General features: G+C 69.7%; 19 protein-coding genes. 12 read left to right on the top strand and 7 right to left on the bottom strand.

Features of this window, described 5'->3' with window-relative positions; all coding sequences use genetic code 11:
* Nucleotides 1–207: 207 nt before the first annotated feature.
* A complete protein-coding gene (locus ACFVFH_RS15435) occupies nucleotides 208–1,356 on the bottom strand; it encodes a serine hydrolase domain-containing protein (protein ID WP_383767932.1) in 1,149 nt (382 codons plus the stop codon).
* 264 nt (nucleotides 1,357–1,620) lie between these two features.
* On the opposite strand from ACFVFH_RS15435, the gene ACFVFH_RS15430 reads away from it, so the two are divergent.
* On the top strand, nucleotides 1,621–1,923 hold the full coding sequence (locus tag ACFVFH_RS15430) for a hypothetical protein (protein WP_383768048.1): 303 nt from the start codon (nucleotides 1,621–1,623) through the stop codon (nucleotides 1,921–1,923).
* Nucleotides 1,924–2,041: 118 nt separating this feature from the next.
* Here the strand turns inward: ACFVFH_RS15430 and ACFVFH_RS15425 are convergent, their stop codons facing one another.
* Nucleotides 2,042–2,608: a hypothetical protein gene (locus ACFVFH_RS15425; protein ID WP_383767929.1), complete on the bottom strand. Its 567-nt coding sequence runs from the start codon at nucleotides 2,606–2,608 to the stop codon at nucleotides 2,042–2,044.
* Between the two features lie 219 nt (nucleotides 2,609–2,827).
* On the opposite strand from ACFVFH_RS15425, the gene ACFVFH_RS15420 reads away from it, so the two are divergent.
* Nucleotides 2,828–3,487 carry a TetR/AcrR family transcriptional regulator gene (locus ACFVFH_RS15420; RefSeq protein WP_383767926.1) on the top strand — a complete coding sequence of 220 codons (660 nt, stop codon included), beginning with the start codon at nucleotides 2,828–2,830 and terminating at the stop codon, nucleotides 3,485–3,487.
* A 152-nt stretch (nucleotides 3,488–3,639) separates the two neighbouring features.
* On the opposite strand, the gene ACFVFH_RS15415 is transcribed toward ACFVFH_RS15420, so the two are convergent.
* A complete protein-coding gene (locus ACFVFH_RS15415) occupies nucleotides 3,640–4,374 on the bottom strand; it encodes a translation initiation factor IF-2 (RefSeq protein WP_383767923.1) in 735 nt (244 codons plus the stop codon).
* A 272-nt stretch (nucleotides 4,375–4,646) separates the two neighbouring features.
* Between ACFVFH_RS15415 and ACFVFH_RS15410 the strand changes: the two genes are divergently transcribed.
* Nucleotides 4,647–5,207: a hypothetical protein gene (locus ACFVFH_RS15410; protein WP_383767920.1), complete on the top strand. Its 561-nt coding sequence runs from the start codon at nucleotides 4,647–4,649 to the stop codon at nucleotides 5,205–5,207.
* Between the two features lie 196 nt (nucleotides 5,208–5,403).
* Here ACFVFH_RS15410 and ACFVFH_RS15405 read toward each other — a convergent pair whose 3' ends face one another.
* Nucleotides 5,404–5,928: a MarR family winged helix-turn-helix transcriptional regulator gene (locus ACFVFH_RS15405; RefSeq protein WP_383767917.1), complete on the bottom strand. Its 525-nt coding sequence runs from the start codon at nucleotides 5,926–5,928 to the stop codon at nucleotides 5,404–5,406.
* 52 nt (nucleotides 5,929–5,980) lie between these two features.
* Between ACFVFH_RS15405 and ACFVFH_RS15400 the strand changes: the two genes are divergently transcribed.
* Together ACFVFH_RS15400 and ACFVFH_RS15395 are read left to right on the top strand one after the other, a co-directional pair.
* Nucleotides 5,981–6,901: a DMT family transporter gene (locus ACFVFH_RS15400; protein ID WP_383768045.1), complete on the top strand. Its 921-nt coding sequence runs from the start codon at nucleotides 5,981–5,983 to the stop codon at nucleotides 6,899–6,901.
* Nucleotides 6,902–7,218: 317 nt separating this feature from the next.
* Nucleotides 7,219–8,310 (top strand): HoxN/HupN/NixA family nickel/cobalt transporter, encoded by a 1,092-nt coding sequence (locus ACFVFH_RS15395; RefSeq protein ID WP_383768042.1) that lies wholly within the window; start codon nucleotides 7,219–7,221, stop codon nucleotides 8,308–8,310.
* 119 nt (nucleotides 8,311–8,429) lie between these two features.
* Here ACFVFH_RS15395 and ACFVFH_RS15390 read toward each other — a convergent pair whose 3' ends face one another.
* The gene (locus tag ACFVFH_RS15390) at nucleotides 8,430–8,903 is read right to left on the bottom strand and encodes a MarR family winged helix-turn-helix transcriptional regulator (RefSeq protein ID WP_383767914.1); all 474 of its coding nucleotides are present in this window, start codon (nucleotides 8,901–8,903) and stop codon (nucleotides 8,430–8,432) included.
* A 122-nt stretch (nucleotides 8,904–9,025) separates the two neighbouring features.
* Between ACFVFH_RS15390 and ACFVFH_RS15385 the strand changes: the two genes are divergently transcribed.
* On the top strand, nucleotides 9,026–9,922 hold the full coding sequence (locus tag ACFVFH_RS15385; protein ID WP_383767911.1) for a dioxygenase: 897 nt from the start codon (nucleotides 9,026–9,028) through the stop codon (nucleotides 9,920–9,922).
* A gap of 224 nt (nucleotides 9,923–10,146) precedes the next feature.
* Here the strand turns inward: ACFVFH_RS15385 and ACFVFH_RS15380 are convergent, their stop codons facing one another.
* Together ACFVFH_RS15380 and ACFVFH_RS15375 are read right to left on the bottom strand one after the other, a co-directional pair.
* Nucleotides 10,147–12,297: a DUF6351 family protein gene (locus ACFVFH_RS15380; RefSeq protein ID WP_383767909.1), complete on the bottom strand. Its 2,151-nt coding sequence runs from the start codon at nucleotides 12,295–12,297 to the stop codon at nucleotides 10,147–10,149.
* 161 nt (nucleotides 12,298–12,458) lie between these two features.
* The gene (locus ACFVFH_RS15375) at nucleotides 12,459–13,601 is read right to left on the bottom strand and encodes a mandelate racemase/muconate lactonizing enzyme family protein (RefSeq protein ID WP_383767906.1); all 1,143 of its coding nucleotides are present in this window, start codon (nucleotides 13,599–13,601) and stop codon (nucleotides 12,459–12,461) included.
* Between the two features lie 236 nt (nucleotides 13,602–13,837).
* Here ACFVFH_RS15375 and ACFVFH_RS15370 point away from each other — a divergent pair, with 236 nt between their 5' ends.
* The 6 genes from ACFVFH_RS15370 to ACFVFH_RS15345 all read left to right on the top strand — a co-directional run bounded on the left by ACFVFH_RS15370 (nucleotide 13,838) and on the right by ACFVFH_RS15345 (nucleotide 22,773).
* The gene (locus tag ACFVFH_RS15370) at nucleotides 13,838–14,839 is read left to right on the top strand and encodes a LacI family DNA-binding transcriptional regulator (protein WP_383767903.1); all 1,002 of its coding nucleotides are present in this window, start codon (nucleotides 13,838–13,840) and stop codon (nucleotides 14,837–14,839) included.
* Between the two features lie 119 nt (nucleotides 14,840–14,958).
* The gene (locus tag ACFVFH_RS15365) at nucleotides 14,959–16,299 is read left to right on the top strand and encodes an ABC transporter substrate-binding protein (protein ID WP_383767900.1); all 1,341 of its coding nucleotides are present in this window, start codon (nucleotides 14,959–14,961) and stop codon (nucleotides 16,297–16,299) included.
* Between the two features lie 7 nt (nucleotides 16,300–16,306).
* Nucleotides 16,307–17,254: a carbohydrate ABC transporter permease gene (locus tag ACFVFH_RS15360; protein WP_383767897.1), complete on the top strand. Its 948-nt coding sequence runs from the start codon at nucleotides 16,307–16,309 to the stop codon at nucleotides 17,252–17,254.
* Entirely contained in the window at nucleotides 17,251–18,129 is an 879-nt protein-coding gene (locus ACFVFH_RS15355; RefSeq protein WP_383767895.1) for a carbohydrate ABC transporter permease, read from the top strand. Before ACFVFH_RS15360 ends, ACFVFH_RS15355 begins: the two co-directional genes overlap by 4 nt.
* Nucleotides 18,130–18,225: 96 nt before the next feature.
* Nucleotides 18,226–20,517: a hypothetical protein gene (locus tag ACFVFH_RS15350; protein ID WP_383767893.1), complete on the top strand. Its 2,292-nt coding sequence runs from the start codon at nucleotides 18,226–18,228 to the stop codon at nucleotides 20,515–20,517.
* 12 nt (nucleotides 20,518–20,529) lie between these two features.
* A complete protein-coding gene (locus tag ACFVFH_RS15345; RefSeq protein WP_383767890.1) occupies nucleotides 20,530–22,773 on the top strand; it encodes an FAD-dependent oxidoreductase in 2,244 nt (747 codons plus the stop codon).

The following is a 22,773-nucleotide window of genomic DNA, read 5'->3' as shown; positions in this document are numbered from 1 at the left end:
GCCTGCTGGACGCCGCCTTTCCGGGGCACCCGTCGGCACGGGACGAGGCCGTCTTCTGCCACCGCTCGCGCCCGGCCGAGGCTTGGCCGACCACGCGCCGGGGGCACCTCCGCGGGACGGGCCGCACCCGAAGCAACCGCAGGACCGGCGACTTGCGTGACCGGCGGCGGAAGACGGCCCGCGTGACCGGCCCCGTACCGCTGACGGCTACCGCTTCGCCGGGGCTGCGCCGCAGAACTCCGCCTCGACCAGCTTCTGGGTGTCACCGGTCCAGTCGGCGTTGAAGTTCGCGGCGAACGAGTGTTCAGCGTCCCGCGTCACCTCGGCCTCGGAAGCGGACCCGTGGATGCCGCCGTTGTGTCCCCAGATTTCCTTGCCGCAGCTCAGTTTCTGCCGCATGAGACCGAGCCCGTAGCCCACGCCGGGCAGGTCGGGTGAGATCTGGACCGTGTCGGTCATCTCCTTCATCTCGGCCGGGGGAAGCAGCCGCCCCTTGAGCAGCGCACGGTAGAAGGTCTGCAGGTCGTTCGCGTCGGAGACCATCTCGCCGGCCGCGCTGGCGACGCTCGGATTGAGCTCGGTGACGTCGTACGTGGGTCCTCCGGCCTCACCGGAGAGCTTGGAGTAGGCGCGGGAGTTCGGCTGGGGCATGTGGGAGTCGGTACCGGGCAGGGAGGTGGCACGCAGTTTGAGCGGCTTGAGGATCCGGTTCTCGATCGCCTTGCCGTAAGGACGTCCGGTCACCTTCTCGACGATCATCCCGGCCAGCACGAAGTTGGTGTTGGAGTAGTTCCAGTCCGTCCCGGGAGCGAAGTCGGGCTGGTGCGCCATCGCGACGGCGACGATTTGGTTCGGGGTCCAGGTGTCGTAACGGTGCCGCAGGAAGCCGGGGCCGAGGACCTTCTTCTGGAGGACCGGGTCCTCGGTGTAGTTGTAGATGCCGCTGGTGTGGTTGAGCAGCTGACGGACGGTGATCTTCCGTCCGTCGTTCCCATGCCCGCGCACCACACGGGGCAGCCACTTCTCGACCGGGTCGTCGAGGTCGATCCGGCCCTCGGCCTGGAGCTGGAGCAGGACGGTGGCGGTGAAGGTCTTGGTGATCGATCCGACCCGGAAACGATCCCTCCCCCCGCGCTCCCCCGCAGTGCCGACCCAACGGGCCTTTCCGTCACGGGCCTGCGCGACCGCGCCGGGCACGCCCTCGGCGACCGCCGCGTCCAGGGCCTGCTGGGTGGCGGCGTGGGACGGCTCGGCAGGCGGTGCGGCGGCGATGGCGGGCGTGGCGAGCGCGGTGGCGGTGATCCCTGCGACGAGTGCGGCGGCGAGGAGGCTGCGGACGGTACGTGCGGCTGACATGCGGGCTCCCGTGATGGTGAACGGCGGTCACGGGAAGGGACTGCGGGAGGCGAGCGGCGGGTTGAGCCCGGCCGGGACGGTTGAGACGTTTTCGGCCTCTTCCGGACCGGTCGGATGCAGGTGGTCCAACTCGGTTCGGGCGCAAAGGAGTTGGCGTCCGGTGCCGACCGGTTCGACACGGGCGGGTGAAGGGACGGGCGAGTGGAGGGACGGGGTCGGGCGGACGCCGCGCAGTGAGGCCGGTGGGCTCGCCGGCCTCGCCCGATCGACAGCACCCCACCGGCGGCCCCGCCCCCTCGCGGTGGTTCCGACGCGGAAGACCACAGAACCCGAACGATCCGGGAACTGGACAAGGGCAGCCCGGAGGTCCGCGAGGGGTGGCGCCAGTACGAGGTACGGGCCGGGCACAACGGCTGGAAACGGCTCTGGCACCCGCGACTCGGCGTCGGCTGCCGCCGCGCGAACGGCGGGGGCGATCCGGCCGGACGATGGCCGGCGCGGCGGGAGGGCGGTGCTCGACGGGTACGTGGATCGCGCCGAGGACGGCGAGCAGTACCCAGGGCGTAACTCCGTGCCGAACGCCGCCAGTTGATTGCTGTCCGGCGCAGCCCTCCCGCGCGGCATGGCGACCGTCAGCGGCAGGTGGCGTTCGCCCCGTGGACTCACCCGGTCGAGCCGTTCCCGATCATCCGGCCGTGTCGGCTCGCCCCAGGCGGAGTGCGGAGACGAGGAAGAAGACCCCACCGAGAAAGGCGTAGCCGGCCAGGGTGCTCAAGGAGGCGTCGCCCTTGCCCGCTTGGGCGACGAACGAGGCTCCGGCGAGGGAGGAGATAGCGCCACTTGCGATCATCGGCCACTGCCCTCCCATGCCGCGCCGCAGGACCCCGACGACCAGCTGGACGAGACCTGCGGTGATGGCCCAGACGCCCCAGACCCGCAGAACGGCCGGAATACCGGAGGTCGCGGCGACGACCAGGCCCGCAACCGTGAGAGCGCTCAGCACGATGTTCACGTAGAGGCCGCGCACGGGACCTTGGTTGGCCTTGGCGGACCTGACATCGACGACCGCACACGCCACATCGAACAAGGGGTAGATCACCAGCAGCGTTGCATTGAGGGAACCCAGGGTGCGAGGAGAGGCGAACAGCAGGGCTGCCCATACGGCGGCGAAGCCGAAGCGCAGGAAGTACAGCTTGCGCAGCGCTGCGGCAGCACCGGCGGCAGGAGCCGGGGCAACGGTAGAGGTGTCCATGAGGGGACCTTTCGGGAAGGGCGGATGGTGCGAGGGGCGGGACCATCGGGTGCCGCAGTCCATACGGAGCTGCCGTGACCCTTTCTTCTCTCAAGTCACCAGCCTCGGAGAGGAGAGCAAGAGAGAGGGAGAACGTTCAGTCTCATGCTTCATTCAAGGGGACCGCACCCCGTCCGTCAAGACCGAACGTTCTCCCTCGCCGCCTGGTACGGTGGCCCCATGAGCGCGAGCACAGCAGGCGGGAGCACCTCCGAGGCACGGGCGCGGCTGCTCGACACGGCCACCCGGATCTTCTACGCCGAGGGGATCCATTCCGTCGGTGTGGACAGGATCATCGCGGAGGCCCAGGTCACTCGCGCCACCTTGTACCGTCATTTCAAGGGCAAGGAAGAACTGATCCTTTCCTACCTCCAGCAGGCCGATCACGGCATTCGAGGGCAGGTAGCGGCCATCCGCGCACAGGGCCTGACCGCTGCCGACACAGTCCGGGCCCTGAGCCGGTCCATCGCCGAAGGCATCCAGTCCTCCGGGTTCCGCGGATGCGCCTTCCTGAACGCGGCGGCCGAGTATCCCGACCCGACCCACCCCGTCCACCAGGCCGTGCTGGCCCATCGGCAATGGTTCCTGGAAACCGCCACGCAACTCCTGGAAAACGCCGACTGCGTGCCCGCCGACGCGGCAGGCCGGCACTTCGTCATGCTGCGGGACGGCGCGATGGCAGCCGGCTGCCTCTTCGACCCGGCGCTGATCTGCGAGACGTTCCTGCGTGGTGTCGAGGACATCCTGCGCACGGGCCCTGCATCGACGCCCGCGCCGGACGTCACGCCCACCCTGTCCCCACAGGGCCCTTCGGACAGAAGCCAGTCGGCCCTCGGCTGAGCCTCCGCGTCAGCGCCACTGGCCCCCTGCCCGGGGCGCCGAACGACGGCTGCTCACCGCTGGCGGTGGCGCGGGGTTGTGACAGCGGGGTTGTGACAGATGGCCGACGGCTCCGGCTCTGGCGGCACCCTCGCCGGAGCCGCACATCTCGTTCAGTGCGGTGACGGACTCGGGTCCAGTGCGTTGCCGGTGGTGCAACCACCTTCTCCGGGCATCCGCTGGATCCGGGGCGGCACCCACACCTCGGTGGCGCCGGGAGCCACGCGGGCGAGCAGGCAGTCCTGCGCGTCGAAGCCGTTGCCCTTCACCGACAGGAGCACGCCCACCCGTCCGCCGTCCGCCTTCACCTCAGTACGGATCGCCCGAGGCAGGTCCAGGGCTGCGAGCACACGGCGGACCCCGGCCTCGTCCACCTGGCCGCCCTCGCGTACCCGGGGAAGTCTCGCGCGGAGCTCCTCGTACGGCAGGCGGAGTGGTTCGGGGGGCGGGGCGAAGGTCAGTGGAGGACCGTCCGGGCAGCTCACGTCACGTGGAGTCTCTCGCCACTCCGACTTGGGCGACACGCGCACCGTGAAGCAGCGCCGCACGGTGATCTCCTCGGGGTCGACCCATCCGCTGTACGCCGAGCCGGATGCGCGGACGATCACATCGACGCCGTTTCCGTCGTGTGTCGAGGTACCCGTCACCCGCAGCACCTCCACCCCCTCGACGCCGGAAGCGGAGCGCCCGACCTCCACCGCGGTGCGCGGACGCTGACCGTAGAGCCGCTCGCCCGCCTTCCTGGCCACCTCCCGTGCCGCGTTCGTCGCCTCGTCCTCGGGAGACTGCACCACACCGCAGCCGACGGTGAGCAGCAACAGCGGGGCGAGCAGAAGCAGTCGGCGCATGCGTCCATCTTTCCGGCGCCGCGCGCGGCGGGTCACCGCTCGCGTACTTGAACTGGCGCAGGTGATCGTACCGGCCAACTCGACGGCCGGGGGCGGTCGGAGGCGGTCGCACCAGCCGGGGACGCTCGTCGTGCACTTGCGGTGTGCGCGCTTCGCGTTCTCGGTGGAGAAGTCACCTGCTCGACAGGGCCGGGAGTCGCGGCACGTCGGTGGCGGAGCCCGCGTCGCCGCATGCGGGGGCGTTGTCGGAGGCGGCGGTTACGATCCCGGCCATGCTGCTTGAAGATCAGTTGGACAGGTTGGCGGAACTGGGGCTGCCGCTCGCGGCCGACCGGACCGTGGACGAACTGCTGTACTCGTGGCCGCGAGAGGAGTACGAGCGCAAGCCGTTCGACCTGCTGCTGTTCGCGCTGGGCTGCGCGGTCGAGGAAGAGCCGTGGGAGCGGTGGTTCTGCGACCGGGCATGGCACTTCGACACCGAGTGCGTCCGGGGGCCGGGGTCGTACGTGGCGATCGCCCGGCAGCTGTGCCGTATCACCGGTCTGCCGGACGCCCTGTCCGACGTGCGGGACCATGTCGACCTCGGCGAGGAAGAGGCATGGATCGAGTACACGGCCAACGGCCGGCGGAACAGCTGGCCCATCGACGTCCACGACGACTGGGCGGACCTCATGGTGGTCGGCTGTCTCATCGACGAGCTGGAGCACGGGGAACGGCGCTTCTACGTCCGGCACAACGGCCAGGCCATGACCCTCCTCTTCCTCGACGACGACGCGGCCACACGGCTCAACGCGCTGGCCGGTGAACGAACGGTCGCGCCCTTCCCAGGGTGACGGCGCCGCGGAAGAACACCCGGAGCCGCCTCATGGCAGCGATACACCGGGATCCGCCGGTGCGTTCCATGGGCGTATGGATCACATCGGCGGATGGGTGACTCGTCTCGGCCGCAGCTCCACGGCGGTGCCCCCGGCAGGGCGGCCGGTACGGCTGCCACTGTCCGACAGCGCTTGATTCGGTGCGGGCGAGGCATCACTCGCCGGTGGCGGAGTATGGGGGTTCCATGCGGGAGAGCCAGGTGGTGAGCAACGATTCAAGTGTCCGGGCCTCGGCCGGAGTCAGCACGTCCAGCAGGCGGCGTTCGTTGTGCATGTGGTCGGTGAACGCCCGGTCGATCAGCTCGCGTCCGGCCGTGGTCAGGGCGACGATCCGGCCGCGCTGGTCGTCGTCCGAGCGGCGGCGGGTGACGAGCCCGGCTCGCTCCAGGCGATCGATTCTCTTCGTCATCGCGCCGGTGGTGACCATGGTGTGCGCCGCGAGCTCGCCGGGCGCGCGTTCGTAGGGCTTACCGGCGCGGCGCAGTGCGCACAGAACGTCGAACTCCCCCTCGCCGAGGCCGTAGCGGCCGTATACGAGGCACAGCTCCTCGGTGAGCAGGTCGGCCAAGCGGTGCAGTCGGCCGATCACACCCTGCGGCCCGACGTCGACGTCGGGCCGTTCGAGGCGCCAGTCGGCCTGGATGCGGGCCACTCGGTCCAGCGGTTGACGGTGTTCCATGACCTCCACAATAGCTTCCCGAGAAGCTATATTGCCTTCCATGGAAGCCAATATGCGTTGGGTTGCCCTGACCGCGGTCGCACCGGTGGCCTGGGGAACCAACTACTTCGTCACGCACGAGTTCCTGCCGGCGGACCGCCCGCTGTACGGGGCCGCCCTGCGGGCGCTGCCCGCCGGCCTGGCTCTGCTGGCCCTGTGCAGGCAGCGGCCCCGCGGCGTGTGGTGGGGGCGCTCCGCGGTGCTCGGGTTCCTCAACATGAGCGTGTTCTTCGTCCTCGTCTACGCCGCCTCCCAGCTGCTTCCGACGAGCGTGGCCTCGACCGTCATGGCGATGTCCCCACTGACGATGATGCTCATCGCCTGGCCCCTGCTGTCCGAGCGACCGCGCACCGCCCACCTGGCCGGGGCCGCGGTCGGATTCGCCGGGGTCTGCCTCATGCTGCTCACGGGGGCGGACGGGGTGAGCGTGCCGGGGGTTCTCGCCTCGGCCGCCGCCATGCTGGTGTCGTCCTTCGGCCACATCCTGAGCAAACGGTGGAGCGGCGGCGCCGATGTGCTTGCCTCGACGGCCTGGCAGCTGACCGCCGGGGGCGTGATCCTGCTTCCGGTCGCCGCCGTCATGGAGGGGTCTGCGCCCGCACTCCCCCCGTCGACGCTCCTCGCGTTCGGTTACGTCGCCCTGGTGGCCACGGCGCTGGCCTTCGTCGCCTGGTTCACCGGTCTCCGGCAGCTGCCCGCCGGGACGGTCGGACTGATCGGACTGCTCAACCCCGTCACCGGCGTACTGCTCGGTACCGCCGTCGCCGGGGAAGTCGTGACCGCTCAGCAACTGTGCGGGCTGGTCCTGGTCCTCGCCGGGGTCGCGCTGGGGCGGCCCAGACTCGCGGACCGGCGCGCGAGCAGCCCGGTATCACCCCGCCCCGTACCGGGCGAGTGTCCTGCGGGAGCTCGCTCGATACGCAAGCCGCCGTGAGAACCGGGCCGTCACGGCCAAGAGCGGACGGAGGTGCGGCGGAGGACCTCGCACAGGGCGACGGCCCCGGACTCCGGGTGGTCCGGCCGCATCGGCCTGGCCGAATGCCACGCCCACCCCACGGTGGGGCAAAGCTTCGATCAGCCGCAGGTCGACCTTTCGGTCATATCAACTCAAAACACTTATTGCACATAGGTTGCAGGAGCAGTCTTCTCGCGTTAATTGTGGAACGCGAACCGAAAGAAGACGCCATGAAAGCCGCCGCCCCCACCTCACCAGCATGTTCCGGCTCCCGATGGCAGCGCTTCGCCGGGTCCATGACCCGGGCGGAGTGGCGGCGTGTGGCCGGAATGGCCGCGTTCATCACGGCGCTGCATGTGATCGGCTGGTTCACCCTCGTGGCGATCGTCGCTCCCGAGCACTACAGCCTCGGCGAGAAGACCTTCGGCGTCGGAATCGGCGTCACCGCCTACACCCTGGGCATGCGCCACGCCTTCGACGCCGACCACATCGCCGCCATCGACAACACCACCCGCAAGCTCATGCACGAAGGCGAGCGGCCCCTGTCGGTCGGCTTCTGGTTCTCGCTCGGGCACTCCAGCATCGTCTTCGCCCTCGCGGTCCTGCTCTCCTTCGGCATCAGGGCACTCGCCGGGCCCGTGGTGAACGACGGCTCCCAGTTGCACGACGTCACCGGCTGGATCGGCACCACCGTTTCCGGGGCCTTCCTCTACGCCATCGCCATCATCAACGCGGTCATCCTTGCCGGGATCTGGAAGGTCTTCCGCCGGATGAGGTCAGGACACTTCGACGAGGCGGCCCTGGAGGAGCAGCTCAACAACCGCGGCTTCATGAACCGGCTCCTGGGCCGTCTGATGAAGTCCATCACCAAGCCCTGGCAGATGTACCCGCTCGGCCTGCTCTTCGGGCTCGGCTTCGACACCGCGACCGAAATCGCCCTCCTGGTCCTCGCCGGGACCGGCGCGGCCTCCGGACTGCCGTGGTACGCGATCCTCTGCCTGCCCGTCCTCTTCGCGGCGGGCATGTCACTGCTGGACACGATCGACGGCTCGTTCATGAACTTCGCCTACGGCTGGGCCTTCTCCAAGCCGGTCCGCAAGGTCTACTACAACCTCACCATCACCGGCCTGTCCGTCGCCGTCGCCCTCATCATCGGCACGGTCGAGCTGCTGGGTCTGGTCGGCGAGAAGCTGGACCTGCACGGACCGTTCTGGGACTGGGTCGGCGGCCTCGACCTCAACGTCATCGGCTACCTCGTCGTCGGTCTCTTCGCCGCCACCTGGATCGCCGCGTTCGCGGTCTGGAGGTTCGGCCGCATCGAGGAGAAATGGACCGCCGGCCTCCAGCCCGTCGACGGAAACGGCAGTGAGCCGGGGGGCGGGCGCTGAGCCCTTGAGGTCCGCACCCGGTGCGGCGTACGGGCCGGGGTCCGCACGCCGAAGCCCCATCCGAACACCGCCTGAATCCAGGGTGCACCGGGCGGCGGGGGCTGCCCAGGAGGTGACGTTCAGCCTCCTTCGAGCTCCCGGCGCACGGTGGCGGCGATACGCGTGAGCGCGGCCTCCAGATGGCGGCGCTGAGCAGCGCCGAGCGGATCGAACACGAGCCGCTTCACCTGTGCGACGTGCACCGGGGCGCTCTCGACGAGCTTCTGCCGGCCGGCATCGGTCAGGGCCGCGAGGGTGTAGCGGCCGTCGTCGGGATCGGGTCGGCGGGCGACCCACCCCCGGGCTTCGAAACGGTCCATCGCCTTCGACAGACGGGGCTGGGTGCTGTCGCACACCCGGGCCAGCTCACTGAGCCGCATCGTGGTCCCGTCGGCCATGGACAGCCGGGCCAGGACCCCGTACTCGAAGTTGGAGATGCCCGCGTCTCGTTGCAGTTGGCGGTCGAGGGCCGCCGGGAGGGCGATGACGACGGTGAGAAGAGCCTGCCACAGGTCCTGCTGGCCGTCGTCGAGCCAGGGTGACTGGATGTCCATGATCCCCATCATACGTGCCCGGACACCTCGCATCACTTGCCCAGGCAAGCCATATCGGGTTAGCTTCAACTTGCCCAGGCAAGTAAAAACATTTGCCTGGGCAAGTGAAGGAGCTGATTTCGATGACCACCACACACGGCGTGGCCGCCCCGGACGGCCTGACCTCACCCTTCCCGTCGCGCAGACCGGCCGCGGCGTACGACGACCTCCTCGCCCGGGTCCTGCCGCAGGCACGCGAGCAACGGATGTGGCAGCCCTCGGACGGGCGCATGCCGAGTCTCTTCGTCAGCCACGGGGCCCCGTTCACCCTCGACGATCCGCAGTGGCTCGCCGACCTCTACGACTGGGCCCGGTCGATGCCCAAGCCCCGGGCCATCGTTGTCGTGTCGGCCCACTGGGAACAGGCACCGGTCGCCATATCCGGTGCCGCCGCCGGCACTCCGCTCTTCTACGACTTCAGCGGCTTCCACCCCCGCTACAAGACCCTTCCCTACGCGACCCCGGACGCCACCGATCTGGCTCGGCGGCTCACGGGCCTGCTGGGTCGCACGCCGGTGCACGAGTTCACCGACCGCGGCCTCGACCACGGCGCATTCATCCCGCTCATGGCCATGTATCCCGCGGCCGACGTCCCGGTCGTGCAGCTGTCGATGCCCAGCCTCGACCCCGACGCCCTGCTCCAGCTCGGGGCACGCCTGCGGCCGCTTCGCGAAGAAGGCGTCCTCGTCCTCGGCTCGGGCTTCATGACGCACAGCTTCGCCGTCTTCCGCCGACCGGAGCTCGCCGCCGACACCAGGGCTTTCGACGCGTGGGCCGTCGACGCCCTTGCCCGGGGTGACGCCGACGCCCTCACCGACTACTGCAACAAGGCACCCGGCGCCGCGGTCGCCCATCCGACGGCCGACCACTTCGTCCCGCTGCTCCTCGCCGTCGGCGCCGCTGATGACCCCGGCAGCGCCGTCAGCGCCATCGACCGCGTGGTGATGGGCAACTCCACCCGCTCGGTACAGCTGACCTGAACGCCTCCACGCACTCCGGGTCCCCGCCTCATCGGCGAGTTCGGCCATGGCGAGGGCCCCGCACCCGGGCTCGGGCGCTGCCGCTCGCGCTGACGGTGCCCGGAACGCCTGAGCGTTCCGGGCACCGGGCTCTGCCTGTCCCACCTGGACTCCGGCCGCACGAGACCCGGTCGCCGCTCCCCCGGACCGCGTCTCGCCCCGCCACGGTGCTGTTTCTTCTGCTGCTACTCCTGGTCGAAAGAGAGCCAGGTACCGGCGAGGCCCTGCTGTCCCGCCCCCGGGATGGACCAGTCGCAGACACCGTCCCGGAAGATCGCCTTCAGATCCTCGAACTGGCCGTCGCTCACCGGAACTTGGTAGTCGGATCGGGTCACGGGACGCTTGCGGCACTTGATGATGTCATTGGCCACATCCGCTCCTGCGACCATCCGCGGCGATGTCCACACCGGGTAGAGGGTGTTGCATTGGGTGTTGTCGATACCCTCGACCTGCGGCTCCGCGATCTTCTTCGCGCCCGTGCCACGGGTCCAGCAGGCGTCCGTGAGGCCCTGCGGCTGGTGGCGGACGATCTTCTCGATGGGCGCGTCGTCGCTGGAGTCCCCCTTGATGCCGGTGAGCCAGTGGTCCATGTCGGACAGCATCCCGGCGAGGGTGAAGCCGTGCCCGTCGGAGCGGGTGAGCATGACCTGGTTGGCGTGGGTGCCGTTGGCCTTGTCCAGGCGCGCCCGGGTGGAGAAGGAGTGGAAGCGCATGTGCATGTCGCCGGTCGCCGCGTCGTCCGTGTAGTCGCGGTAGTCGATGATCGGAATGTCGGCGAGGCCGCCGCCGCCGTTCAGCAGGCGGCCCGTGCGGTAGGCGAGCCGTACCGCCTTGAGGTCGGCGGCGGTGCGCTTCGCGGCGGGTCTGGCGTCGTCGTCGAGGCCGCCGATGCGCCGGTTCAGGTCGATGAACCGGTCCATGTCGATGGTCCCCTTGTTCAGGGCTTCGAGTCCGTACTGGATACCGGTGTTGTCGAGCGGCCTGCGCGCCTTCCCGGTCTCCGGAACCTCGCCGTAGACGTTCACGGTGTGGCTGTAGACGTCACAGCGGGCGCCGTCCGGGTTGGCGGCGGGGTCGTAGCGCTGTGCCGCGGGCAGCTGGACCGGGCAGAACACCGTGGGGTCGATACGGCCGCCGGCCCTGGCCAGGCTGCCGATGCTCTCCCACTTCCCGAACCCGGAGACCGCCCTCTGCTGCTCCTCGGTGAACACGTTCGGCGCGACGTCCTTGAAGTAGTGGTTCAGGAGCCGGGCGTCGCTGAGCGTCTGGATCGTCCCGAAGCCGACGTCGGGGAAGCTGCACCCGGAGAGGATGCCGTCCAGCAGACCCGGGTAGTTGTCGGCGATCTGATGGGTCTGGTACGAGCCGCCGGAGCAGCCGTTTCCGATGGTGAAGGCCGGAACGCCGTACGTCTCCACGAAGTGTTCCTTGACCATGCTCATGGTCTCGGCGGCGAGCACGTCGTTGCAGTTGTTGCCGAAGACATTCAGCGAGGACGACGCGACGGCGTAGCCCTTGCTCAGATACGTGTCGTTCATGATGCCGACGGTGTTGCGGCCCTGGACGTACCAGCCCCCGTCGCAGCCCCCGCCGAAGCCGTACACGAGGCGCCCGTTCCAGCCCGGCCCGCGCACCAGCGGGTCGGGGGCACCGGCGCCCGGGTCGTACAGCATGGCCATCTCGTAGATGCCTCGGTTGATGGTGCCGGTCTCCACGCGGACGATGTAGGGCACCTTCTCGCCCGTGCTCGTCGTCGCGGTCGCCAGGTCGGCGGGCCGGGCGTTCTCGTCGGGCAGCGGAACGAACGTGCCGGCCGTGGTGCGGTACATGTAGTCGACGCGGGTCCCGACCGAGCAGTCCTCGTCGAGCGGCTGCCCGAGGGTGTCGCCGGTGACGGTCTTGAACGCGGCGGTGTCACAGATGAACGGCTGCTCGTGCGGGCCGGAGAACATCGGCCCCGTGATGGGGTGGTTCTTCAGGGTGAGTTGCCCGGAGTCCACGCCCCCGGCCCTGGCCGTCAGTCTGTTGGCGCCCCGGGACAGCCCCTTCACCACGCCCATCAGCGCGTGGTCGCCCGAAGGCCGGAAGCTCGGTGTCACATCGCGGCCGTCCGCCTCGACCCGGACCTGGCCGGCGGCGATGGAGGCGGGCACCTCGACCCGTATCAGGGCGTCGTCCCCCGACACCGTGCCGGGCCGCGAGGACACGACCGTCACCCTCAGCTTCTCGCGTTCCTGGCTGTCGGCCGGCGTCGCCGACGCGCCTATCAGCACGCCCATGAACGCCATGCCGACCAGGCCCAGCCGGACCGGTCTTGCGGCTCTTGTGAACAACACGACGGAACTCGCCTCACTTTCTGGAGTCGGAGATCGTGCTCGGTGTGTGGATGCGGGCAGTGGCCCGCCGGGACGGTGAACGGCGGGGCGGAGGATCGGGCCCCGCCCCGTGCCGACGGCATTGCCGTGGGCGGCCCGTACGTTCCGGCCCCAGGCGGCTCCTACCAGTTGGTGAACGCACCGTCCGCGGTGCGCAACTGCGGGCGCTCGGCGGCAGCGGCCTGGAACCGCCGCGCCTCCGCCCGGTCGATGTCGACGCCGATGCCCGGCAGTTCACTCCGCTCCACCCGTCCGGGCCGGATCGTCGGCCGCACGGTGAAGAGGGCGGCGATGGCCGGATCGGGGTCGGTCTGGTGCTCCTGGATCGCCACATTGGGGCAGGCCAGGTTGAGCTGGAGCGAGGACGCGGCGGTGACCGGGCCGAGCGGGTTGTGGGTGGCGAGCTTGATGTGATGGGCCTCCGCCATCGCCGCGATCTTCTTCGCCTCGGTCAGCCCCGCGGCCACCCCGACGTCCACGCGCGCGTAGTCGATGAGGTCGCCCTCCACGAGGGTCCTGAACTCCCACTTGGAGCCGTACTGCTCGCCTGCGGCCAGCGGTACGCCGGTGCGGGCCCGCAGCATCCGGTAGCTGTCCGGGTTCTCGCAGCGCAGCGGGTCCTCGACGAAGTACGGGCGGGCCGACTCGATCTCGCGGCACAGGGTCAGTGCCTCCGGCGGATCCAGACGCGTGTGGACGTCCAGGATGAGCTCCACCTCGTCGCCGACGGCGTCCCGCACCTGGTGGAAGAGATCGACCGAATCGCGCAGGCAGCGGCGGGCGTCGAGCGTGCCGTCGGCGTCGTGCGGCGAGGCGAACCGCAGATGCCGCCAGCCCTCGGCGACCAGGTCGCGGCAGCGGCCCAGGAACCACGCGCGGTCGTGGTAGCCGTCGCCGACATGCACATAGGCGGGTACGTGGTCGCGCGCCCGGCCGCCGAGGAGCTCGTGCACCGGCACGCCGAGCGCCTTGCCCCGGATGTCCCAGAGGGCCACGTCCACCGCCGCGACGGCGGCGCCGAGTATCCGGTCGGCGGGGAAGAACCCGCGCCGGAACATCACCTGCCAGAGGTGCTCGATCCGCCGCGGGTCCTCGCCGACGATCAGGTCCGCCAGGTGTTCGAGACCTCCCGCGACCGCCCGCTGGCGGGACCTGATGCCGACCTCGCCCAGGCCGTGGATGCCCTCGTCGGTGTCGACCACGACCAGCATCATGCTGTCGCCGTGGTCGGGGAGAGTCAGCACTTCCAGGCCGGTGATCTTCATTCCACTCCTTCTATGAAAACGTTCCCGCAACTTCAGTACCGTTCCTGAGAACACATCATCAGCAGCAGTCGAGCCGGAGCACAAGACCCGTGCGTCAAGAGGGTTTCCTTCGAACAATTAGTCATGACACGTGTCTTGACACGCCATGGGAACGTTCGCAAACATCAACCGCATTCGCAGGATTCAGATGCGGGACGGCCGGGATCACCCGGCTCAGGACGACGAGGAGGCGGTCCGTGGCAGTCACGATCCGGGAGGTGGCGAGCGCCTCGGGCGTGTCGGTGTCGACGGTGTCCCGAGCGTTCACCGCGCCCGACCAGGTGCAGCCGACGACGCGGCAGCGCATCCTCGACGCCGCGGCCAGGCTCGGCTACTCCGCCAACCCGGCCGCCCGTTCACTGCGCGGCGGCGGCACCGGAACGCTCGGCCTGATCGTCCCGGACATCGCCAACCCGTTCTTCCCCCCGATCATCAAGGCGATGCAGGCCCGCGCCCGGCACCTGGGCTACACGGTCCTGGTCGCCGACAGCGACGAGCGCGAGGCGGACGAACTGGCCGCGATCGCGGCCGTGTCGAAGCGGGTCGACGGCCTGATCCTGTGGGCCTCCACCCTCACCGAGGACCGGCTCCACGAACTCGCGGCCCGGATGCCGCTGGTGGTGGTGAACCGGCACGTGCCGGGCATCCCCGAGGTCAGGATCTCGCTGTCCGCGGGCATCGCACAGGCCGCCGAGCAGCTGAAGGCGTACGGGCACCGGCGCTGCGTCTTCATCAACGCGTCCCGCGCCGAGCTGAGCCGCGGCAAGTCCATCCAGGAGTCCTTCGAGGCGCTCGACCTCTCCCTCTCCGAACTCGGCCCGTACGAGCCGCGGTTCGAGACGGGCGTGCACGCCGCGACCCTCGTCGCCGCGCATGAGGCGACGGCCGTGATCGCCCACAACGACCTGGTCGCCCTCGGCGTACTGCACCAGATGGCCAACCTCGGCGTGAACGTGCCGCGCGACGTCAGCGTCATCGGCATCGACGACACTCTGCTCGCCTCCGTCTCCACCCCCAGCCTCACGACGATCAGGATCGACCCCGAGGAGATCGCCACGCGGGCGGGAGACCTCCTGATCGAGACGATCGCGAACACCACGGGCCGCACGGGAAGCGGCCCCGGGACCCCGGCCCCCTTCGTGGAGATCGGCTCCCGCCTGATCCCTCGCGCCTCGACGGGCCCCGCACCCGTCCGCTGATCCCCGGCGCGCACCCCCACGACGAACACCACTCCGTACTGCACCGCACCGAGCCCACTCCTGCCCTTCTTGGAGCCGTTATGCCCAGAAACTCCCGCTGTGCGGCCATACTTGGCTGCATGGCGCTGACCGCGACCCTCGCGGGCTGTTCCTCCCTCACTCCGAGCAGCGCCGGCGGGGACGGCGACCTCGTGCTGCGGGTGCAGGGCATGCCGCCGGCCACCGACAAGCCGGGACTCGCCCTGTTCAGGAAGCAGGTGGCCGACTTCGAGCGGGCCAACCCGGGCATCAAGGTCAAGGGGTCGACCACGGTCTTCGACCCGCTGACGTTCTCCGCGAAGCTGTCCGGCGGCAACGTCGAGGACGTCATCAAGGTGCCGCTGACCGAGCCGCAGCGGCTCATCCAGCAGAAGCAGGTGCAGCCGATCACCGGGCAGCTCAAGGAGTGGAAGCACTTCAAGGAGTTCAACCCCCAGGTCCTCCAGCCGCTCACCGACGGCGCCGGCGACGTGTACGGCGTACCGCAGAATCCGTACGCCCAGGGGCTGGTCTACAACCGCGAGCTCTTCGAGAAGGCCGGGCTCGACCCCGACCGGCCGCCGGCCACCTGGGCGGAAGTCCGGACGGCCGCCAAGAAGATCAGCGACAGCACCGGCAACGCGGGCTTCGTCCACGAGTCCAAGGACAACCAGGGCGGCTGGCAGCTGACCATGCTGTCGTACGCGTTCGGCGGCGAGCTGGAGAAGGAGGAGGACGGCACGTACACCGCCACGCTCACCGGGGAGCCGACGAAGAAGGCGTTGCGGCTGCTGAAGGACATGCGCTGGAAGGACGATTCGCTCGGCAAGACCCTCCTCAACAACCAGAACGACGTGATCAAGCAGTTCGCGGCCGGGCAGGTCGGCATGTTCATGGGCAGCCCGGGGACGTACCGACTGGCGAAGATGCAGTTCGGCATGGAGAACACCGACGCCTTCGGGGTGGCTCCGATGCCGCAGTCCGGTGGCGACGCGACTCTCACCGGCGGTGACATCTACATGGTCCCGAAGTCCGCCGACAAGAAGCACGCGGCAGCCGCCGTCGAGTGGCTGACCTTCGCCTACGCCAAGCCGCAGTACAGCACCGAGACGGCCGCCGAGCAGGCCAAGGCGCTCTCCGCCGACCCGAAGTCCGCGGTGGGCGTGCCGACGCTGCCGGTCTTCGACCAGAAGCGGCAGAACGAGATCGACGCCGCGGTCAAGCCGTACGTGAATGTGAAGCTGGAGAGCTTCAAGCCGTACATCGACGGGCTCTCCGCGCTGAAGCTGAAGCCGGAGCCGCCGTACCAGGCGCAGAAGCTGTACACCGCGCTCGACCCGGTGGTCCAGGCCGTGCTCACCAAGCGTGACGCCGACATCGACGCCCTGCTGGCCTCGGCCGAGAGGGACGTCAATGCCAAGCTCGCCGCGGACCAGAAGTAGCCGCCCCATGGCACTGCTCACTCCGTCCAGGCGCCCGGCCGACCTGTCCGAGAAGCCCGTGCCGTCGGCCCTGCCGCGGCGGCGGGGCACCGGCGCCCGCAGACAGCTCACGGCCTGGCTGTTCCTCGTTCCCGCGCTGCTGGTCTTCGGGCTCTTCGCCTGGTGGCCGATCGTACGCAGCCTGCTGATCAGCTTCCAGAAGACCAATCTGGTCGAGCCCGCGGTCTGGGTCGGCCTGGACAACTTCCGTACGCTGTTCGACGATCCGCTGCTCGGCACCGCCGTCGGCAACACACTGTTCTTCGTGGCCCTCTGCCTGCTGATCGGCTTCCCGGCCCCACTGGTCCTGGCCGCGATCATGTCGACGGTGCGGCGCGGCGCCGGCGTCTACCGCTTCCTGGTGTACCTGCCGGTGGTCATCCCGCCCGTGGTGGCGATCCTGCTCTGGAAGTGGTTCTACGATCCCGGCAGCGGGCTCTTCAACAACGTCCTCGGCAAGGTCGGGCTCGGCCCGTACACATGGCTGGAGTCCTCCGACAGCGCCATGCTCTCGCTGGTCCTGGAGGCCACCTGGGCGGGAATGGGCGGAGCCGTCCTGATCTACCTCGCGGCGATGGTCGGCATTCCCGGCGAGCTCTACGAGGCGGCCGAGGTGGACGGCACCGGGATCTGGCGGCGGATCTGGCATGTGATGCTGCCCCAGCTGCGTTCCGTCATCGGGCTGTTGCTGCTCGTCCAGCTGATCAACACGGTGCAGGTCTTCACCGAGCCGTACATCTTCACCGGCGGCGGGCCCGAGAACTCCACCCTCACGGTCCTGCTGCTGATCTTCCGGTACGCCTTCCAGGACGGCGAGTACGGCCAGGCCGCCGCGCTCTCCTTCCTGATGGTGCTCACCCTCGCCCTGCTCTCCGCGGTGTATCTGCGGGCCACCCGCAGCTGGAGCACGTCATGACCACGCTCACCACCTTCGTCTCCGCCAGCGACCGTCAGCGCCCCGGTGTGCGCGCCGCGGTGCGCTCCATCCAGGTGTTCACCTTGATCCTGCTGCTGCTCATCGGCATCGGGCCGCTGTACTGGATGGTCAAGGGCGCGGTCTCGCCGCCCACCGAGCTCACCACCCAGCCCCTGGCGCTCTGGCCGGACCGGCCGGCGCTGGGCAACTTCGCGGCGGCGTACACCGATCTGAGCGTCGGCCGCTATCTGATGAACACCTTCCTGGTGGTCGGCGGATCGTGGTTCGTGCAGCTCTTCGTCTCGGCCACGGCGGGCTTCGCCCTTTCGGTGCTCAGGCCGAAGTTCGGGAAGGTCGTCTACGGGGCGATCCTCGCCACGATGTTCGTGCCGTACACGGTGAACATGGTCAGCCTCTTCATGACCGTGATCGACGTGCCGTTCCTGCACCTGAACCTGGGCGACACCTACTGGGCGATCTGGCTGCCGGCCGGTACGAACGCCTTCACGGTGCTGCTCGCCAAGCAGTTCTTCGACGCCCTGCCGAAGGAGCTGTTCGACGCGGCACGGGTCGACGGGGCGAGCACCCGGCAGCTGCTGACCAGGATCGTGCTGCCCATGAGCAAGCCGGTGCTCGCCGTGATCAGTCTGCTCGCGGTGATGCACTCCTGGAAGGACTTCATCTGGCCGCTGGTGGCCATCACCGACCCGGAGAAGCAGCCGATCAGCGTCGCGCTCGCCCAGCTCGCCACGCAGGCTCCGCAGGACCAGCTGATCGCCGCGATGGTCCTCGCCGTCGCCCCGCCGGTGCTCGTCTTCGTCGTCTGCCAGAAGTACATCGTCGCCGGGCTCGGCTTCACCGGAGTCAAGGGCTGAGTCCCACCGGGGCCGATCCCCGTCTCCCCCACCGCACGTTCCGCTTCAAGACTCGCGCAGCATCCGGAACATCCCGAACAAGAGAAGGGCACCTCCATGTCAGTCGCCCGCCGCAGATTCGTCCAGGGCACGGCAGCCGCCACCGGCGCCGCGCTGCTGCCGGCCGTTCCCGCGTTCGCCGCGGACCCGGTCACCATCGAGGCCGACGGAATCACCCTGGTCGGCCGGAGCGACGGAAGCGTCCTCGTGCGGGACGGTGCGGGCACCGACCGCGTCCTGCTCAGCCACTTCATGATCAAGGACACCGCGCTCGGCCAGCAGCGCACCTTCGGCGGCACGCCCGCCCGGGTCACGCTCTCCGACGGGCGGCCCGCGATCCAGGTCACGTACACGATGGCGAGCGGCGCGCCCGGGGTCACGGTGCGCGGCATCTTCGACGTCACCCCCGGCAAGGCGCACATGAAGTGGGAGGTCGGCGGCTCCGGCACGCTCACACCGGCCGGTTTCATGTTCTCCCGCACGGTGTACGGGGCGAGCGCCGCGGAGTCGTACGAAGCGCTGACCGTCTGGGAGCGGGACGCCCGGGGCGGCATCCCGTACGAGGTCAACGCGGGCGGCGCGTACGTGGAGACGTGGGCGGGGACGAAGGGCTTCTTCTGTCTCCCGTCCACCAACCCCGCGAACACGAACGCCACATGGGTCCACTCCCCCGGCACCTCGACCGGTGCGGGCACCGCGGTCACCGAGGCCGATCTGGTCCTCGGCGATCTGCGGCCGCGCGCGGCGGGGGCGCTCGCCGCCGGGAGGCCCCTCGGCGTGGAGGTGTGGACCGACCAGCCGTTCAACCTCTACAAGGCGGCCGGGCAGACGATGACGCTCAAGGCGCAGGTCGTCAACGGCTCCGCCACGGCCAGGAAGGTGACCCTGACGTGGTGGGCGCGGGACTTCGGGGGCAACAGGATCGCCGGCGGGACGCTCTGCCGGAGCCTTCCGGCGGGCGCCGCCTGGAACGCCTCCTTCCCCGTCGTCTCCCCCTCGCAGAACATCGTGTTCACCCAGGTCGAGGTGGTCAGCGGCAGTGACAGGGCACTGGCCCGCACGAATCTGAGCGTGCTCCCGGAGTTCGCGTACCGGGCGGGCAAGGAGTCGATGTTCGGCCTCGCCAACTACCCCTGGCTGCTGAAGCCCGGCAAGGACGCCGTACTCGGGCTGGTGAAGACGCTCGGCATCAAGTGGATCCGCATCGCCTACGCGGGTGCCCCGGGCATCGACGTCGCGACCCTGGACGCGAACGGCATCGGACACAACGTGGAGCTGAGCGGCATCCCCGTGGGCGGTGGTCCGGAGCAGATCGCGGCCTGGGCCGACACGAACGTCGCCAAGGCCCTGGACGCCGGGGCCGCGTACTTCGAGGTGAGCAACGAGGTCAACCAGCCCTGGATGTCGGGCCGCGGCGCCGACGCCTACGTCCGGGACGGTCTGCGCCAGGTCACCACGCGCCTCGACGCGGCGGGCTCGCGGATGAAGGTCATGAACGCCGGCCTCGGCGGCATGGACTACGTATGGACCGAGAACTTCCGTGCCGCGGGCGGCTGGGACCTCATCGACGCGTTCGCCTTCCACCCCGGCCGCGGCAACTTCACCCCCGACTTCGCGCCGCCGCCCGAGGAGTGGACGCAGGGGCCCTCCGGCTCGTACTGGAACTTCCTCGGCGCACTGCGCAAGGCCAACCAGGTGCTGGAGGAGTACGGCGGCGACAAGGAGCTCTGGCTCACCGAGGCGTACGCGCCGACCCGGCCCAACGCGTGGTGGAGCGACACCTACCGGCACGCCGCCGAGAACACCCTGCTCACCCTCGCTCTCGCGAAGTCCGAGAAGGTGCGTGCCGTCAACTGGTACCAGCTCCACGACTCGGTGCTCTACCACCCGCAGGAGGCGGACCCGGCCAACCCCGAGTACCACTACGGCCTGATGAACCGCGACACCAGCGCCAAGCCCTCGCTCCTCGCCTTCGCGACCGCTGCCCGGGTCCTGGACGAGGCCGAGTTCGTCCGGCATCTCGCCTTCGCGGACCGGGACATCAAGGGGCTCCTCTTCACCACGCCCGGCGGACCGGTGTCGATCGTCTGGAGCCGCAAGGACGGGTACGTCCTCAACTCCGACCACGGCGAGGACCCGTGGTACGCATCGCCGGAGCCCTGGGTCGACACCTGGACGACGAGGACCGTGGTCGTCGCCCACTCGGGGACGGTCGACGGCACGGTGCGGGAGCTGAACTGCATCGGCCAGGAACGCTCTCTGCGGGCCTCCGGCGGCAAGGTCGCCCTCACCGTCGACGGCGCCCCGCGCATCTACTACGGCCTCGCGGCCAATCCCGACTGGAAGTAAGTGACGTACGACATGAGGAATGAAACCGCACAGCACGACATCACCGTCGTCGGCGGCGGCCTGGCCGGGGTCTGCGCGGCGATCGCCGCGGCCCGGCTCGGCCGGAGCGTCGCGCTGATCAACAACAGGCCGGTGCTCGGCGGCAACGCGAGCAGCGAGGTCCGCGTCTGGGTGTGCGGCGCGACCGGCCACGGCAAGAACCACCACGCCCGTGAGGGCGGCATCATGGGCGAGCTGCTCGTGGAGAACCAGTTCCGCAACCCGGACGGGAACCCCTACTACTGGGACGCCGTGGTCCTGGACGCCGTACGGGCCGAGCCCGGCATCACGCTGTACCTCAACACCGATGTGCGCGAGGTCGACGCCGAAGGCCCGGACGAGGCCCGGCGGATCACATCGGTCACCGGCTGGATGATGGGCTCGGAGCGGCGGATATGTTTCGAGAGCTCCCTCTTCCTCGACTGCACGGGAGACGGCCTGATCGGCCACCTGGCGGGCGCCCACCACCGCATCGGCCGGGAGTCGCGTGCCGAGTACGACGAGGCATGGGCTCCGGAGACGGCCGACGACATCACCCTGGGCTCCACGCTCCTCTTCTACACGAAGGACGCAGGGCACCCGGTCAAGTTCGTGCGCCCGGACTTCGCCAAGGACATCGGCCGGACCTCCATCCCGCAGCGCCGCATCATCAAGGCGGGTGACAACGGCTGCGCGTACTGGTGGATCGAGTTCGGCGGCGAACTCGACACCGTCCACGACAACGAGCGCATCCGTGACGAGCTGTGGGCGGTGATCCACGGCATCTGGGACCACATCAAGAACTCCGGCGAGTTCGACGCGGCGAACATGACCCTGGAGTGGGTGGGTTCGGTCCCCGGCAAGCGCGAGTACCGGCGCTTCCTCGGCGACTACGTCCTCCACCAGGGCGACATCCTCGGCCAGACCGAGTTCGCCGACCGGGTCGCGTTCGGCGGCTGGTCCATCGACCTGCATCCGCCCCAGGGCATGTACGCCACCGAGGCGGGTGCCAGACAGCGCTACGCGGACGGCATCTACCACATTCCGTACCGCAGCCTCTACTCGGTGAACACCGAGAACCTGCTGTTCGCCGGGCGCAACATCTCCGCCAGCCACGTCGCCTTCGGCTCGACCCGGGTCATGGCGACCTGCGCCACGATCGGCCAGGCGGCCGGCACGGCGGCGGCGCTCTGTGCCGCCGGGAAGGTCGCCCCGCGCGAACTCCCCGTGCCCGAACTGCACCGGACGCTGCTGCGCCAGGACGCCTCGCTCATCGGCCTCGCCTCGACGGACCCGGACGACCTGGCGCTGCGGGCGACGGCCACGGCCTCGTCCGCCCTGGACCGTCTGGCGGTCGAGGACTCCGACGGGCTGTGGCCGCTCACGGCGGACGCCGGACTCGTCCTCCCCGCGGACCCGGGCCTCTCCGGGGTGGAGCTGCTCGTCGACGCCGACCGCGACACCGAGGTCGTGATCGATCTGTACGACCCCGAACTCGGCCAGAACTACGTACCGCGCCGCCTGGTCACCTCCCTCACCCTGCCCGTCGCCGCCGGTGCCCGGCAGTGGCTGCGGACGGGCCTGGACTGGTCTCCCGAGACCCCGCGCAACGCCTTCCTGGTCGTCCGCGCCAACGACGCCCTCGCCCTGCACCGCTCCGACCGCCCGACCCCCGGCGTCCTGTGCTTCACTCGGGTCCCGCTGCGTCCCTCGGACGAATCGCCGCAGCCGCTGCGCGAGTGGACGGACGCGGGACTGCTGCGCCGCACCTTCTGCCTCCGTACGGGAGGGACCTCGGCCTACGCGCCCGCCAAGGCCGTCGACGGCTACGCCCGCCCGTACGCGGGACCGCACATGTGGGTCTCCGCGCCGCCGGCCAAGGACCCTGCGCCCTGGGTCGAGCTGGCCTGGCCCGAACCCGTCGACCTGGGCCGGATCGAGGTCGTCGCCGACGACGACGTCAACGAGGACCTGATCAACCTGCACCACCACCGCACCCCCTTCGACGTCCTCCCCACCCTCCTGCGCGACTATCGCGTCGAGGCACTGGATACTGACGGCACCTGGCGCGTGATCGCCCGTGCGGCGCGCAATCGGCGGCGGCGCGTGACGCATGCACTGGCGGAGCCGGTCACCACCTCGGCGATCCGGGTCGTCGTCGAAGCCACCAACGGGGCGGCGTCGGCGCACGTCGTCGCCGTGCGCGCCTATGAGCACAAGCACGACGCGGGAGAGTGA

This window comes from Streptomyces sp. NPDC057697 (genome assembly GCF_042799335.1).
Lineage (GTDB): Bacteria > Actinomycetota > Actinomycetes > Streptomycetales > Streptomycetaceae > Streptomyces.
This window is presented reverse-complemented; position numbering and strand designations above follow the sequence as displayed.

Coding starts and splice junctions, on each gene's coding strand:
- ACFVFH_RS15390 (WP_383767914.1), bottom strand. CDS start 8,903: ATGGACATCCAGTCACCCTGGCTCGACGACGGCCAGCAGGACCTGTGG.
- ACFVFH_RS15375 (WP_383767906.1), bottom strand. CDS start 13,601: ATGAAGATCACCGGCCTGGAAGTGCTGACTCTCCCCGACCACGGCGAC.
- ACFVFH_RS15415 (WP_383767923.1), bottom strand. CDS start 4,374: ATGCGCCGACTGCTTCTGCTCGCCCCGCTGTTGCTGCTCACCGTCGGC.
- ACFVFH_RS15400 (WP_383768045.1), top strand. CDS start 5,981: ATGCGTTGGGTTGCCCTGACCGCGGTCGCACCGGTGGCCTGGGGAACC.
- ACFVFH_RS15420 (WP_383767926.1), top strand. CDS start 2,828: ATGAGCGCGAGCACAGCAGGCGGGAGCACCTCCGAGGCACGGGCGCGG.
- ACFVFH_RS15345 (WP_383767890.1), top strand. CDS start 20,530: ATGAGGAATGAAACCGCACAGCACGACATCACCGTCGTCGGCGGCGGC.
- ACFVFH_RS15355 (WP_383767895.1), top strand. CDS start 17,251: ATGACCACGCTCACCACCTTCGTCTCCGCCAGCGACCGTCAGCGCCCC.
- ACFVFH_RS15435 (WP_383767932.1), bottom strand. CDS start 1,356: ATGTCAGCCGCACGTACCGTCCGCAGCCTCCTCGCCGCCGCACTCGTC.
- ACFVFH_RS15395 (WP_383768042.1), top strand. CDS start 7,219: ATGACCCGGGCGGAGTGGCGGCGTGTGGCCGGAATGGCCGCGTTCATC.
- ACFVFH_RS15360 (WP_383767897.1), top strand. CDS start 16,307: ATGGCACTGCTCACTCCGTCCAGGCGCCCGGCCGACCTGTCCGAGAAG.
- ACFVFH_RS15365 (WP_383767900.1), top strand. CDS start 14,959: ATGGCGCTGACCGCGACCCTCGCGGGCTGTTCCTCCCTCACTCCGAGC.
- ACFVFH_RS15425 (WP_383767929.1), bottom strand. CDS start 2,608: ATGGACACCTCTACCGTTGCCCCGGCTCCTGCCGCCGGTGCTGCCGCA.
- ACFVFH_RS15410 (WP_383767920.1), top strand. CDS start 4,647: ATGCTGCTTGAAGATCAGTTGGACAGGTTGGCGGAACTGGGGCTGCCG.
- ACFVFH_RS15385 (WP_383767911.1), top strand. CDS start 9,026: ATGACCACCACACACGGCGTGGCCGCCCCGGACGGCCTGACCTCACCC.
- ACFVFH_RS15405 (WP_383767917.1), bottom strand. CDS start 5,928: ATGGAACACCGTCAACCGCTGGACCGAGTGGCCCGCATCCAGGCCGAC.
- ACFVFH_RS15350 (WP_383767893.1), top strand. CDS start 18,226: ATGTCAGTCGCCCGCCGCAGATTCGTCCAGGGCACGGCAGCCGCCACC.